At 39.2% G+C, this 15,267-nt stretch carries 12 protein-coding genes; 8 read left to right on the top strand and 4 right to left on the bottom strand.

What is annotated here, in order from left to right; all coding sequences use genetic code 11:
- Positions 1-275 precede the first annotated feature (275 nt).
- Positions 276-758 (top strand): DUF4822 domain-containing protein, encoded by a 483-nt coding sequence (locus tag B4A24_RS11530; RefSeq protein ID WP_293945070.1) that lies wholly within the window; start codon positions 276-278, stop codon positions 756-758.
- 114 nt (positions 759-872) lie between these two features.
- On the opposite strand, the gene B4A24_RS11525 is transcribed toward B4A24_RS11530, so the two are convergent.
- Positions 873-1,001, bottom strand: coding sequence for a hypothetical protein (locus tag B4A24_RS11525; RefSeq protein WP_293945068.1), 129 nt, complete (start codon positions 999-1,001; stop codon positions 873-875).
- A gap of 396 nt (positions 1,002-1,397) precedes the next feature.
- On the opposite strand from B4A24_RS11525, the gene B4A24_RS11520 reads away from it, so the two are divergent.
- The 7 genes from B4A24_RS11520 (at position 1,398) to B4A24_RS11490 (ending at position 10,995) form a co-directional block, all read left to right on the top strand.
- A complete protein-coding gene (locus tag B4A24_RS11520; protein ID WP_293945067.1) occupies positions 1,398-2,504 on the top strand; it encodes a sensor histidine kinase in 1,107 nt (368 codons plus the stop codon).
- On the top strand, positions 2,501-3,262 hold the full coding sequence (locus B4A24_RS11515) for a LytR/AlgR family response regulator transcription factor (protein WP_293945064.1): 762 nt from the start codon (positions 2,501-2,503) through the stop codon (positions 3,260-3,262). Before B4A24_RS11520 ends, B4A24_RS11515 begins: the two co-directional genes overlap by 4 nt.
- 226 nt (positions 3,263-3,488) lie before the next feature.
- Positions 3,489-4,598: an efflux RND transporter periplasmic adaptor subunit gene (locus tag B4A24_RS11510; RefSeq protein ID WP_293945062.1), complete on the top strand. Its 1,110-nt coding sequence runs from the start codon at positions 3,489-3,491 to the stop codon at positions 4,596-4,598.
- Between the two features lie 37 nt (positions 4,599-4,635).
- A complete protein-coding gene (locus tag B4A24_RS11505; RefSeq protein WP_293945060.1) occupies positions 4,636-7,785 on the top strand; it encodes an efflux RND transporter permease subunit in 3,150 nt (1,049 codons plus the stop codon).
- A 1-nt stretch (position 7,786) separates the two neighbouring features.
- A complete protein-coding gene (locus B4A24_RS11500) occupies positions 7,787-9,214 on the top strand; it encodes an efflux transporter outer membrane subunit (protein WP_293945058.1) in 1,428 nt (475 codons plus the stop codon).
- Between the two features lie 374 nt (positions 9,215-9,588).
- On the top strand, positions 9,589-10,455 hold the full coding sequence (locus B4A24_RS11495) for a DMT family transporter (RefSeq protein WP_293945056.1): 867 nt from the start codon (positions 9,589-9,591) through the stop codon (positions 10,453-10,455).
- Positions 10,456-10,629: 174 nt separating this feature from the next.
- Positions 10,630-10,995, top strand: a complete 366-nt coding sequence (locus B4A24_RS11490; RefSeq protein WP_293945055.1) for a VOC family protein — start codon at positions 10,630-10,632, stop codon at positions 10,993-10,995.
- A gap of 42 nt (positions 10,996-11,037) precedes the next feature.
- Here the strand turns inward: B4A24_RS11490 and B4A24_RS11485 are convergent, their stop codons facing one another.
- The 3 genes from B4A24_RS11485 to B4A24_RS11475 form a co-directional block, all read right to left on the bottom strand.
- Positions 11,038-12,267: a DEAD/DEAH box helicase gene (locus tag B4A24_RS11485; protein ID WP_293945053.1), complete on the bottom strand. Its 1,230-nt coding sequence runs from the start codon at positions 12,265-12,267 to the stop codon at positions 11,038-11,040.
- A gap of 117 nt (positions 12,268-12,384) precedes the next feature.
- Complete coding sequence (nhaA, locus tag B4A24_RS11480; protein WP_293945051.1) at positions 12,385-13,575, bottom strand: Na+/H+ antiporter NhaA; 1,191 nt, start codon at positions 13,573-13,575, stop codon at positions 12,385-12,387.
- 597 nt (positions 13,576-14,172) lie between these two features.
- Positions 14,173-15,153, bottom strand: coding sequence for a hypothetical protein (locus B4A24_RS11475; protein WP_293945049.1), 981 nt, complete (start codon positions 15,151-15,153; stop codon positions 14,173-14,175).
- Positions 15,154-15,267: the final 114 nt, after the last annotated feature.

The raw sequence follows: 15,267 nt of genomic DNA, 5'->3' as shown, positions 1-15,267 counted from the left end.
AGGGTCTCCTGTCTTATTTTATAGCACCATCTTTGACCTATTACCTTTTCCGCTAAGTTTAGACTTTCCTACTCCTACTCCTACTCCTACTCCTACTCCTACTTGATCTCTCCCTATTGAGGTCTTGCTATTGAGGTCTTGCTATCTTCGCCTATTCTTTTACAACTTCATGGATAACGATTACCACAGTTATAAATCCTTCAAACCTTGGAATAAAAGGGACAAATGCAACCGCAGTCATGCAATTATTTTTGTGGGACAATAAATTTAATAACATGAGAAACTTAAAAATGATTGCAATGCTATGTTATATAGCTATTTGCACTTTATTACTTGGAAGCTGCAGTAAGGATGATGAGGTGACACCAGAGCCTCAGCTGACACCCAGTGAGTTATTGGCAAGTACAGCCTGGGAAACTACCAATGCCAAAAATAACGAAGGTGAAAATGTGGTCCTGACAGATGCCAACGTTTCAAATTTTGTAGGTTTTGCCTATTTTAAATCTGATGGCACCTTTACCATGTTCAATCTTGATGACTCTCCCAAAATGCATGGCGACTGGTCGGTTTCAGCGGATGGAAAGACACGGACCATCGTTGCTAAAAACGCTGCTGGAGAAACGCTTTTCACACGTGTGGTTGATATTACTGTATTGACAAAAGAGGAATTTACGTACCGGATTTATCCAAACAATGACAATAAGGCCGTTTATTTCGATATTATACACACACCAACGACACACACAGAACCAAAATAACCGGTCGTATTATTGACTTAGAGACAATATTACCTCTTAATCAAAAGGATTGGCAACGTTTCAATATTGTCAATCCTTTTTTATCATGTCCGTTTATCAACTTTTTGGACTATTTCAATCCATAAACTCATTAAATTCTTCAATATTATGGTAACCAAATACCTTCATTTCGGAATGATCAGCTACAAATGCACGAATTTTATCCATCGAAGCCAGTCGTTGACGGTTATCTTCCACTCTCATTTCGGCTAAGCTATTTACAGGATGTGTTTCGTTCTCTTTGATTAAAAGGCAGTGTCCACATACAATGTGATTCACGGATGAAACAATCCGAACGCAATTTAAATGATAAAATTCAACCATACTAAAAATTAATTTATAAGAGTCAAATTAAGAAAATAATGGCCTAAATCCATTATTTTGATTGTAAAGTGAAATTGAATTCCCTATATTATCAACTGCAGACATGGATCAAATAAAACTGAAGAGTAAATCCAAAGGTTTGTATCTATACGATTGAGTTGTGGTAAATTGGTATTTCAGCTTGCTCTTTGTACACTTCAGAATAAATTTGTAATCCAATTCTTAAACGAATTGCGAAATTTGTGGTGATTTAATGGTAATATATACGTAAAACGAATGCAGGAGAAGACGATCTATAAAAATGAGAAAAATTTAATCAGTACAAACAAAAAAAGACTGCTCTTCACCTTACTGTCTTTTTTCCTCATCTATCTTGTTGCTTATATTATAGATCCGTTTTCCAGCAGCTGGAATGGCTATTTTCAACGAAATATTTTTGAAATACTGGGCGAATGGACATTTACAATTATTTATAGTTTCCTAATTTCAGAATTTAGCATTATTGTACACAATCGATTGGACAGTGTATTAACTTGGAAGGACAATCCAACTGAAAGACTCCTTATTGAAACCGTCATCAATCTCATCGCCGTTCTCCTCATCAATTTATTACTGGTTTACATTATCTCCCGTTATTATTTTGAACTACAGAACGTTACTATAGCAACATCCTTGGAGGAAAAAAGAGGTGCGATACAAAATATCTCCATCAGTGTGATGATCGCATTAATGATTATGGGGATAAATATTGGAATTCATCTGATCAACAACTGGAAAAACGAATCTATACGGGCAGCCAAACTTGGCCAAGTTATTTTAGAGGCCGAGCTTCAATCCCTAAAATTGCAAATTGATCCTCATTTTGTCTTCAATAATCTGAGTGTATTGTCGGAAATAATTTTGGAAGATCAACAGCTAGGGTATGAATATGCTGAAAATTTCTCCAAGATCTACCGCTACCTATTGGTGAATTCAAAAAAAGATGTTATTTCGCTCGAAGAAGAACTCAATTTCCTTGATTCCTATATTTTCTTGATAAAGAATAGATTTGGGGATGGTGTCCATTTTGAAATTAACGTAGATCCTGCCAAGTCCAATTATCAATTACCACCACTCACCCTACAACTCTTGGTTGAGAATGCATTAAAACATAATCAGACCAACAAAAAACGTTCGTTAAAAATCAAGGTATACACCAATGCACAGAATCAACTCGTTGTCGAGAATATTCTGATACCCATAGAAAATGTATCGGAATCATCTGGAATAGGTATTTCCAACATCATTAAAAGATATGATCTATTGTCAAATCTACAACCGGAGATATTGAACAACGGAAAAACATTTAAAGTTAATTTACCACTTATAGAACAAAACTCATGAGCATAACCAACGTCTTAATTATCGAAGATGAAAAATTGAATGCTGATCGTCTCAAACGACTGTTGCGAGAAATAAAACCATCAATACAGATACTCGAGGTCTTGGATAATATTGCAGATAGTGTAAGCTGGTTTCAATGTAATGGGTCTCCGGATCTCGTCATGATGGATATCCGCCTTTCCGATGGTTTGAGTTTCGAAATCCTGGAGAGCATAAAAATTGACTGTCCCCTTATCTTTACGACTGCATTTGATGAATATGCCGTTAGAGCGTTTAAGTTCAACAGCATAGATTATCTCCTAAAACCTGTAGAAAAAAAAGAACTTGAAAATGCACTCATCAAATTGGACAATCTTAAATTTCAGCAAGTAAGTCAAGCACCAATTCAGGGATTATTGGATTTTATCTATCCCAAAGATTTCAGAACCCGTTTTCTTCTACCCTACAAGGACGGTTACAAATCTATCCTTGTTGAAGAAGTCCAATATTTTTACTCAGAATTTAAGTTAACTCATGCCAAGTTGAAATGTGGAACAGTGGAAATTGTACCACAAACCCTAGAAGAGCTGGAGCAACAACTAAATTCCAAAGTCTTTTTCCGTGCAAATCGACAGTTCATCGTGCATATCGATGCAATAAAGAGGTTACATAATCATTTTAATGGTAAACTTAAAGTGGAAATAAAACATAGCGAAGATGTGGAAATCCTCGTCAGTAGGGAGAAAGCACAGCTTCTAAAAAACTGGCTGGACTTTTAATACATGTCTTATTTCATTTAAATTTATAATGACGATCGGCGAGCTCAAACCTCGTATCTGGAATTCTGTTCCTAAGAAAAACAACAAAAAAAACCGTTTTGATTAAATAACATCAAAATTCAGTGCATTACATCTACGTTTCAGTAAGCAATTGTTACGTCTCGGTAGATTTCCTTGCAACATCCCTTAAAAGAATTCTTTCTTTTGCTGTATATAAAATGATAAAATGGCACTAAGAACGATGACTTTAAAACCTATCCTTACATTTATTACAGCAGCTACGCTATTATCGTCCTGTGGAGGCAACCAAGAACAACCGCAAGAACAGGCAGTTACTGTTGACTTTATCGAATTATCACCCGCGCATGCGGAAACAGAAAAAAAATATCCTGGTACATTGGATGGCACCGTCAATGTCGACGTAAAAGCCCAGGTAACTGGTTATCTGGAGCAGATTTACGTAAAAGAGGGCGATTATGTCACAAAAGGCCAAGCTCTTTTCAAAATTAAAGGAGATGTGTACAATGAACAAGTAAACAATAGCAGAGCAGCCTATCAGGCAGCATTGTCTGCAGAACAAAATGCGAAACTAGAAATTGAAAAAATCAAACCGTTGGTAGAAGGCAAGGTGTATACCGAACTTCAGCTTAAAACAGCCGAAGCGAATTACGCTGCTGCAAAAGCTCAGGTTGCACAAGCACAAGCGGCCTTAGGTTCCTCGCAAATCAATGCGCGATTTACCCTGATCAATGCTCCAGTTAGCGGCTATATTGGTAGAATTCCAAATCGAATTGGAAATTTAATTACTCCTGCAGATGCGACACCATTGACAACATTATCAGAAATTAATACGGTAAATGTTTATTTTTCATTGAGTGAGGCGGATTTTATAACCTTTATGAAAGATCAACAGAGCAAATCCAGTAATCAGGAGGCAACATTGATCCTCGCTGATGGAACCGTATATAATCATCGTGGGAAAGTAGAAATGGCCAGTGGTAACATTGATCGAACAACGGGCAGTATAACACTCAAGGCAGGCTTTGCCAACCCTGATAAAATTCTTCGTTCTGGAGGTTCTGCCAAAGTCATCTTAAAAAAAGCGCATGACAATGTATTATTAGTTCCTATGGCCGCTGTTAAAGACATCCAGGACCGCTATTTTGTGTATGTCATCGGAGACAAAAACAAAATTGCCATGAAGCAGATCGAAATTGCGGGCAATACAGCCGATGCGTATCTGCTCAAATCAGGTCTGACAGCAGGTGAAAAAATCGTAATGAATAGAATTGATATGCTTAATGACGGAATGCAAGTACAACCAACAAAAAAGTAAAAACTTGCAGTACACGATATCTAAAATTTAAAATAAAATGCTGAAGAAATTTATTGACAGACCAGTTTTGGCAACTGTTATATCTATCATATTTGTTATTCTGGGAATCATCGGCCTATTAAGGCTACCACAGACGCGGTTCCCTGATATCGCTCCACCAACCGTCCAAGTCACAGGAAGTTATCCGGGGGGAAATAGCGAGACCGTATTGCGTTCCGTTGTTACGCCGCTGGAGGAACAGATCAATGGTGTCGAGGACATGGAATATATTACCTCAACAGCGAGTAACGATGGTACATTTTCTGTACGTATTGTTTTTAAGGCTGGCGTAAATCCAGATCAGGCAGCTGTAAACGTACAGAATAGGGTCCAACAAGCTACACCAATCTTGCCACAGGAAGTGGTACGTATGGGATTGACAACTTCCAAACAGCAGAATAGCATGATCATGATTTTCAACATCTATACCGTAGATAACAAAAAATATGATGAACTATTCCTACAGAACTATGTCAACATCAACTTGATCCCACAGATCAAGCGTGTTCCAGGGGTGGGCCAAGCCATGGTATTTGGTTCCAAAGATTACTCCATGCGCGTTTGGTTGAACCCTCAAAAAATGGCCAGTTATGGTCTTATACCCCAGGAAGTCATTGCTGCTATCTCCAAACAAAGCCTGGAATCTGCACCTGGAAAATTAGGTGAAGAATCCAAAGCACCTCTGGAATATGTCATTCGATATAAAGGGAAAAAGAACCTTCCTGAGCAGTATGAAAACATTATTGTTAAAAATAATGACGTTCAGATCGTCCGTCTGAAAGATGTAGCCAGAATAGAATTTGGTTCGATCAGCTATAGCGGTAATTCGCAAAACAATGGTTTGAACACGGTTACAATTGGTATTTTCCAGACTTCTGGCTCCAATGCCAATGAAATCGAAATAGGGATCGATAAACAGATTGAAATAGCACAACGCTCTTTTCCTCCTGGAATCAAGATATTTAAACTGATTAGTACCAAGGAACGTTTGGACGAAAGTACCGCTCAAGTGCGTTCTACACTAATTGAAGCATTTATTCTGGTCTTTCTAGTAGTTTTCTTATTCTTGCAGGACATACGATCGACGATCATTCCCGCAATCGCGGTACCAGTAGCCATTGTAGGAACATTCTTTTTCTTACTGGTTTTTGGGTTTACCATCAATATATTGACCCTTTTCGCCTTGGTATTGGCCATCGGTATTGTGGTCGATGACGCTATTGTCGTTGTCGAAGCTGTCCATGGTAAGATGGAAACTTCGGCCATGACCGGCAATGAGGCCACGCATAGTGCCATGAGCGAAATAACAGGTGCCGTAATCTCAATCACCTTGGTCATGTGTGCCGTATTTATTCCGATTGGTTTTATGACCGGTTCGTCGGGAATGTTTTACAAACAATTTGCCTATACCCTCGTTATTGCTATCGTCATTTCAGCAATCAATGCGCTAACATTGACACCTGCGCTTTGTGCCTTGTTATTGAAAAATACACATGCCGAAAATCACGCGGGGCAAACGCAGAAAACAGGATTCTCACAACGTTTTTTCAAAGCATTTAACGCTGGTTTTGAAAACATGACAAATAGATATGTTGGTTCACTGCGATTCCTTGTCAAAAGAAAATGGGTAGCGGCTTTATTAATTATCACCACGATAGCTGCTGCAGGATACCTAATGACAAGTACTTCAAAGAGCTTCGTACCCATGGAAGATGACAACTTTGTCGTGTACAGTTTGGAGATGCCTCCAGGCACCGGTCTCGACCGGACGACAAAAGCCGTGGAAAAAATAGAGAAGTTACTAGCTGATATCCCTTCTATTGAAAGCCATACCAGTATCACTGGTTTCAATATGATTGGAAACAACTCCAGCGCGGCCTATGCAACTGGTTTCATCCGTCTAAAGGATAAGAAGAAACGTGGTGAAATGAATGATATTGATCAGATTCATCAGGTAATTTCTGAAAAGCTAACCACCGTTAAAGAAGGAAATGCAATGGCCTTCCGCTCCCCTCCCGTTGACGGTTACGGGATGATGAATGGAGCCGAACTCGTACTGCAGGATAGGGCCGGAAAATCTCCAGTAGAGCTAAAAGCAATGTCCGATTCTGTCATTTCCAAGATCATGCAACAGCCAGGCGTACAATTTGCTTATACCATGTTTAGAGCAGATTATCCACAAATGGAACTGGAAGTTGATGAAGATAAAGCAGCTCAACTAGGAGTAGATGTCAGTGAAATGCTTTCGTCCGTTCAGACTTATTTTGCCGGTGATCAGTCCTTGAATTTCAATCGTTTTGGTAAATTCTATCGGATCGCTGTAAAAGCAGACGGAATTTTTAGAACAGATAAGGACGCTTTCAATGAAATATTTGTCAAGAATAATAAAGGGGAAATGCTTCCGGTAAATACCTTGGTGACACTACGCAAAGTCTATGGACCAGAATCCGTAACACGTTACAACTTGTACAACTCACTCACCATAAATGTGGTCAGCAATCCAGGCATCAGTAATGGTGCAATTATGGAAACACTGGAGAAAAACGTATTGAACAAATTACCTGGAGACTATAGTTACGAATGGACTGGACTTAGCCTAGAAGAAAAATCTTCTGGTAACCAAACCATGATTATTCTGACGTTGAGCTTGTTGTTCGTTTACTTTTTACTTTCAGCACAATACGAAAGTTATCTGTTACCGTTGGCCGTTCTATTATCAATTCCAACGGGGATCATAGGTTCGTTCTTAGGTACACGTGCTATCGGTCTTGACAACAATATTTACGTGCAAGTGGGACTAATTATGTTGATCGGTCTTCTGGCCAAAAACGCTATTTTAATTGTTGAATTTGCATTGCAGCGTAGACGGGCGGGTTCTTCGCTCATTGACTCAGCGCTAGAAGGTGCCAAAGCACGTCTTCGACCGATCTTGATGACTTCACTAGCCTTTATAGCGGGTATGATCCCATTGATGTTTGCTACAGGTGGGACAGCAACAGGTAATCACTCCATTAGCACCGGAGCAGCGATGGGTATGCTAAGTGGCGTCGTCCTTGGTGTAATCGTTATACCGTTATTGTACCTGGCGTTTCAATATTTACAAGAAAAGGTTTCAAGTAAAAAACTGGCGGATAAAACAAAGGATTAAAATGAAAAAATTTCATCACTATATTATTACTTTAGCAGGTACTTCCCTACTATTTGCTTCATGCAGTGTAGGCAAAAAATATACACGCCCGGATATGGATCTTCCGGAGAATTTCAGAAATAACGAAGTTGTCCTGACTTCAGATACCTTGGCTTTATCCTGGCGGGAGTTCGTAAAAGATCCTAATCTGACCGCACTTATAGCGAAAGCACTGGTTAAAAACACAGATGTAAATGTAGCACTGCTTGGTATGCAACAATTGGAGCTCGCTTATAAACAAACAAAAAAGGGATTATTACCAACACTCGATCTAAATTTGGGCGCGAATAGAACTTGGTTGTCCACCAATTCCCTCAATGGTTCTCTCAGCGATCAATTTATTGGAACACCCTATATGGATGATTACAGCGCTACGCTCAGATTATCTTGGGAAGCCGATATCTGGGGAAAGGCTAAAATGCAGAAAGAAGAAGCTTTAGCAAATTTCTTTGGGCAAAAGGAGAATTTATCCGCGTTAAAGACCCGTATTATTGTTCAGGTTATACAATCATATTACAATTTGATCGCATTGGATGAACAGCTCAAGATTGCACAAAAAAACGTTCAACTTAGCGACAGCACGTTGAATATGATACGCTTGCAATATAATTCTTCCCTTGTGAGTTCGTTAGCTGTCGAGCAAGCAGCAGCTCAAAAGAAAACTGCAGAATTGCTAATTCCCTTAGCAGAGCAGAATATTGCTATAGAAGAAAATGCCTTGAGCATTCTCTGTGGCGGTTTTCCAGATAAGGTGCAACGTTCTGAGGGTCTTGATGCATCGTTCGTCAACGAAACGGTAGCGACAGGTGTTCCTGCCGAACTGCTTAGCCGGAGGCCGGATGTAAAAGCTGCTGAATATGCAATCGTTGCTGCCAACAGTAAAATGGGATTAGCGAAAGCTGCAATGTATCCTTCAATAAGTTTGACCCCTTCGATCGGAACAAACTCCTTTCAGTTCAATCGCTGGTTTGATCTACCGGGTTCCATTGTGAAAACAATAGCAGGAAATATTACCCAGCCGATCTTTCAAAAAGGTGCTTTAAAGACCAATTATGAGATTGCGATAATCGAGCGGGAGAAATTAGCCGTTCAGTTTAAACAATCTGTTATGGGCGCGGTTTCCGAAGTATCAGATGCACTGGCAAAAATTAAGCACAGCGAAAAAAGATTACAACTTATTGAGGCTAAATCCAAATCATTGGCCAAAGCTACCTCAGACGCAGCGCTCTTATATAAAAGTGGCATGGCAAATTATCTGGAAGTCATTACTGCGCAAAACAATGCATTACAAAATGACCTCGAGCATATTACTATTAAACGGGAAAAACTAAATGCAGTGGTGGATCTTTACCGCGCATTGGGTGGGGTAAACGACGCCGAACAACAGTAACTCACCGCAACAAAAAGTTCGTTCACTCAGTTTCTAAGCATACCGCGTGTTCATCATAGTTGAATCAAAGGGCTAATTTTTATTAGCCCTTTTCTTATCGTTTGTACCGTTTTATTAAATACAATCACCTGAATGGCATGTAAATATTTTTCGCTCCGTTGAATTTAATTCTTAAAATTTATTACCTTCGGATAAGCAATAGATGTTATGAACAGAACAAGCTGTCTTCCTCCTCCAATCATTTAATATTTGGTAAAATATTAATAAAGCATGGCACCGAATAATCGGGTGATTCCCCATGTTTTAAATTCTCAATCAAATTTTATAACAATAGGATCTCTCCTTTTGATGATAGATCTGGAAGATAACATTTTATGAAACATTCATATTTCATACTTCACCTTGCTGTCGTATGTTTAGGTATATCGGGTGTATTGGGGAAAATCATCAGCCTCAACGAAGGTATGCTTACCTGGTATCGCGTATTTCTCTCGGCCATTTTTCTGTTTTTAATTTCAAAATGGCTTAAAATTCCACATAAAATCAACATAGGTAAAAAACTAGCTATTGCAAAAAATGGACTATTGATTACCGCTTCCTGGCTACTTTTTTATGCGAGTATTAAATATTCCAATATTTCCATTGGTGTCGTTTGTTACTGCATGGCCAGTTTCTTTACCGCAATCTTTGCCCCCATCATTAATAAAACAAGGTTTAAACGCTCAGAATTCTTCCTAAGTGGCCTCACACTGTGTGGCATTGCCTTGATATTCCATTTCGATACAGCGCATCAACTAGGTATTATTTTGGGAATTATTTCGCCCGCTTTTGCTTCGCTATATGCGATTTATAACGAGCGTTTGGTCAAGCGGTACAATAGTATTGTAATTAATTATTACCAGATGATTGGTGGAACAGTTGGTCTTGGCCTATTACTTCCCTGTTATCTTTATTATTATCCGATGTCCTCTTTTATCCCCAGTACACAGGATTTGATTTACCTCGTTATATTATCTCTTTGTTGTACCGTTGCAGTATACGTTGCTTTCACTGAAATCTTAAAGAGAATTTCTGCATTTACGCTCAATTTAAGTCTCAACCTAGAGCCTGTATACGCAATCCTAATTGCGTTTTTATTCCTCAATGAAACGAAAGAACTCAGTCGATCATTCTACCTAGGGCTTGCATTGGTTATGCTCTCGGTGCTCATTCAGGCAAGCATCAGTAGCAAGAAGGAATAATTGGAATATCAACAATAGGCAAGATAATGTGATGATTTAGTTTGGTAATATCAAATTCAAAAGATAAGTCTTAAATTTTGTTGGGACAAAGTCTTATATTTACATCAGGTGTTCATTAGCGTTCAGACATTCAAACCCATCCTTCAAGAAAATTAACATCAATTAGACAATATCATGAGTAATTCTTCTTCAGACAACAAACTCATCCATGAGCAAATTCAATACCTTGAATTTCTATCAAGCGATCTTGAAAGAGCGAAAAGATTCTATTCAGCAAGTTTTGACTGGACCTTTACAGATTACGGCCCTGCGTATACAGCCTTTAATGGCAAATATGTAGATGGCGGTTTTACGGTTGGAACACCAATAAACGGTAGTATTTTGGTCGTCCTCTACTCGGCTGATTTGGTCTCCACACGTACTAAAGTCATTCAGGCAGGAGGCAGTATTGTTAAAGATATTTTCAGCTTCCCTGGTGGAAAAAGATTTCAATTCAAAGACCCTGACGGCTATGAGCTAGCTGTGTGGGGGGCAGAATAGGGTGACTTAAACAAGGAAAAACAGAAAAGGGCTTAATTTTCATTAGGCCCTTTTTTGCTTTTGGTAATTTTTATTTTTGTTCTTATTGAAGCGTCTTCGATTTTGCGGATTACCGCTTTTCTTTGCTGGATTATATTCAGGCCCCGCGTCAAAGCCTTCTGGTAATGCTATTTGTTCGACCGGATAACCAATTAGATTTTCAATCTGGGAAAAACGTTGCTGATCTTTGTCATTCACAAAAGTAATCGCCGTACCTGTTGTTGCCGCTCTTGCCGTACGACCGATACGGTGCACATAATCCTCGGGGTCCGGCGGAACATCATAATTGACGACCAAACTGATACCTACGATGTCGATACCACGTGAAATTACATCTGTTCCCACGAGTACCCGCACCTGACGTGATCTAAACCGGCTCATGATATCCTCACGTTTGGCCTGCTCAAGGTCAGAATGAAAACCCTCTGCATCTATACCCTGCTTTTGCAGTTCCTGCGCCAATAATTTGACCGTAGTTTTTTGTGAGGCAAAAATGATAACTGATACATAATTCGCGTCCTGTAAGATAATTTTCAATAGATCCATCTTTTGCTTATCGTACAGCAGATATGCACGCTGGTCTATACCCTCTGAGGGTTTTGAAATAGCGATATTGACCTCAACTGGCTTATAAAGAATCTTCCGCGCAAAATTTCGGATTTTGAGGGGCATCGTTGCAGAAAAAAGCAGCATCTGCTTTTTCTTTGGTAAATAACTGACAATGCGCAATATATCATCCTGAAACCCCATGTCCAGCATACTGTCTGCTTCATCCAATACAAAATGTGTCAGATGAGTCAAATCGACTTTCATCGAGGTAAGATGACTAATCAATCGACCAGGGGTGGCAACAATGATATTAACCCCTTCCCGAATAGCTCGCTTCTGTTGTTCGTACCCCATCCCATCACCACCTCCATAGATCGAGATGGAAGTTGCCCCAGTATAGTAGGACATTCCCATAATCTGTTGATCGATTTGAAGCGCTAACTCCCTCGTCGGGACAAGGATAATCGCGCGTATGGATTCTTTAGCATCTCGAGCGACAGCATCTAAAATTGGCAACATATAGGCCGCCGTTTTACCTGTACCTGTCTGTGCACAGGCAATCATATCGCTTCCTTCCTTAATGATGGGAATTGTCTGTTCTTGAATAGGCGTAGCCTCCTCAAACATCATGCTTTCTAAGCCCTCTTCCAGTTCCGGAACAAAACCAAATTCAGTAAATCTCAAATTTTATTATTTTATTAAATATGTGCTAAGTTACTAAAACTAATCTATATATCAGGTCAGCATTTCCTTCGCCCGAGCCTACACACAAAATAAAGATCCTGATGACGTCTTAAAACCTCAACTTTTACTTATATTCCTTTTGGAATTATCAGCCAATCGCAACATCGTATATCCCAATATACCGGCGCATAGCGAGGCAATGAGAACCGCAAATTTTGCTTCCCCGATCAAGGCTGCGTTATCAAATGATAAGATAGAAATGAAAATAGACATCGTGAAACCGATCCCGCCCAATAAGCCAACGCCGAAAATTTGCATCCAACTCGCACCCTCAGGAAGCTGCGCGATTTTCAGTTTTTTCGCGATAAAACAAATTAAAAATATTCCAATGGATTTCCCAGCAATCAGTCCTGCGATAATACCAAGTCCCAATTTTGATGTTAGACCACCCACCATTTCTGCATGAATAGGAATTAATGTATTTGCAAACGCAAACAAAGGGATAATAATAAAATTCACGGGTTTAGTCAGCAAATGCTCTAGCTTTTCCAGTGGAGATTCCTTTTCATCAGGAGTAGTCGGTAAAGTCATCGCAACCAATACACCAGCAATAGTCGCGTGTATACCGGAATGATGGATAAAATACCAAATAAATACACCTGGTATAAGATAAGCCCACAGTGCTTTTACACCAAGTTTATTGAGGACAATCAGAAAGACGAATATGCCCAAGGCAATAAATAGATAAGTTGCGTGAATTCCACCGCTGTAAAACAAAGCAATCACCAAGATCGCAAGCAAGTCATCTACGATAGCTAAAGCAGCCAAAAAGATCTTGAGGCTAGCCGGAACCTTATTGCCCAAAAGTGTGATTACCGCAAGTGCAAAAGCAATATCTGTTGCCATGGGAATTCCCCATCCGTGTGCAGTATCCGCAGCATTTTGATTAATCGCAGCATAGATTAACGCGGGCAATAATGCTCCACCCACTGCGGCCAAAATCGGAAGAACAGCTTTACTTACTGAAGATAATTCGCCCTCGACTATTTCTCTTTTAATCTCCAATCCTACTAATAAGAAGAAAATAGCCATCAATCCGTCATTGAGCCACAAAAGCCAAGAATATTTTAGCTGGATAGTTTCGGTTTCAAATCCTACTTCTTGAAGAAGAAAATCCATGACAGCCCCGTAAAGAGACGTATTTGCTACGATCAGTGCCAAGATGACGCAGGAAAAAAGAATAATCCCACCAGCAAAGCTAGATTTTAAAAATTCTCTAAAGACAGTTAAATTAATAAGTTTTGACATGACATTAATATCTTTAAGCGCTCAAAAGGTTCACAATATACAACTTTACGACCATTAATCCGACAACCGAACGTCATTACATAAATCTTATTCTATTATCATACAAAAAAAACTCATTTTTCACAGCAGAACCCCAAAAGACTAGTTTGAACAATGATCTTTCCTATTTATCTGAACAATTTAATTTCATATACTGCGTCAAAACCATCCATCTTAATAAAAATCAACTCATTATATCACAACCGCTATAAAACACCTGTTAAAATTGTCATTTTTGTAAAATTAATTTGTCTTTGTAGCAAAAAATAGTTAGCTTGCTACTATAGTTAATAAACCGTTTATTATGTGCAAGAAGTGGATTTTCATGGTGCTTCTTTTCGTAGCAAATTTTACATATGCGCAGACGACAGAGGATACAACCCAACATCAACAACAATCAGGTTCCCATTATATTATTTTAGGGATCATCGCAATTATTGTCATCGTTTATATATTGTACAAGAGGCAAAAGAGGAAATTTAATGAATAAGGGAGATCACTTGATCTCCCTTATTGTTTCTCCTCAACTAAACAAATTTCTTTTTGCCCACATCATCCTTAGTCTTTAATTGGCTCATTTGTCTGTGCCAAACGTTGCGATCCCGTATTAGCTGGACAGGCGATATCATCTGTTGCATCATAAACCAGCTTTTTACCTTTCAATTTCACGATAAGTCCCTCCGGCACATACACCTGTACTTTGGTCATGGAGTAACTGCTGGGGAAATATCTGACGTAATAACCATCAGGATGAAGTGTCCAGATACCACTTGGCACATCCGTACGCGGTTCGGCCATACCCGCCATAATTGCATACTTTTCGAATTCAGCATAAGAATAATTGCCTGAAGAAACCAGCTGTCTGATATTATTCTCCGCTTCAAATACGATTTGCATAGCTGGAGGCATCTGATCTTTCGCTTTTTGTACAACATCGAAAGGTAATATACCAAGTGCTCCCCCTTCCAACTTCAATAGCTGCTCTGCTGTTAATAACTTCAATGCGGTTTCTTTGACCTCGCCGGAATAATCGATAAATTTAGTCTTGGCTATAATTGTCCACAATAACATCTGTACAGATGATTGTTCCACTTCGGGATGCTTTTCTGCACTTTTCAAGATGGCGATAACAACCTCTCGCTTTTTGCCTAGGGTGGGCGCATACATATAGCCATCTCCTTTGGATGGTGCATAAGTCCCTGCTTTTAAACAATAACTTTTGTTTGTTATTTCAAAATGACCGGCCTCGAGCAGATAACCATCGTGACCATTTTTCGGCAATTCTGCCAACGGCTTATATACAGCAGTATTTTGAAAATCGGGCATCTCCTCTCCTGTCCGATCCACATCTTCAAAGCTTGTGCTTATTGCTTCAGGTTCTTTCAATAGCTTGTCTAATCCTAACATTTTGCTTCCTTTGGAAGCTACAGCCTTGCTCGCCTTGTCAAGCAGTCCACCAAATTGAGCGTGAGCACTTTGCAAATTGAGCAAAAGGGCAAAAATTGGCAATAAGGCATACGTAATGTGATTTCTTTTCATAATTGATTTTATTTCAACAGCAAAGCAACAAAAAAGAAGCCAATTATTGCGATATTTCGCGTTTCATAATTTGTTAATCTGCGGCAAATCTAGGAAGTGTATGACAACCTCCAT

Source organism: Sphingobacterium sp. UBA7249, from assembly GCF_002472835.1.
GTDB classification, from domain to species: domain Bacteria; phylum Bacteroidota; class Bacteroidia; order Sphingobacteriales; family Sphingobacteriaceae; genus Sphingobacterium; species Sphingobacterium prati.
Note: the sequence above shows the minus strand (reverse complement) of the source record. Positions and strands in the feature narration are given on the sequence as shown.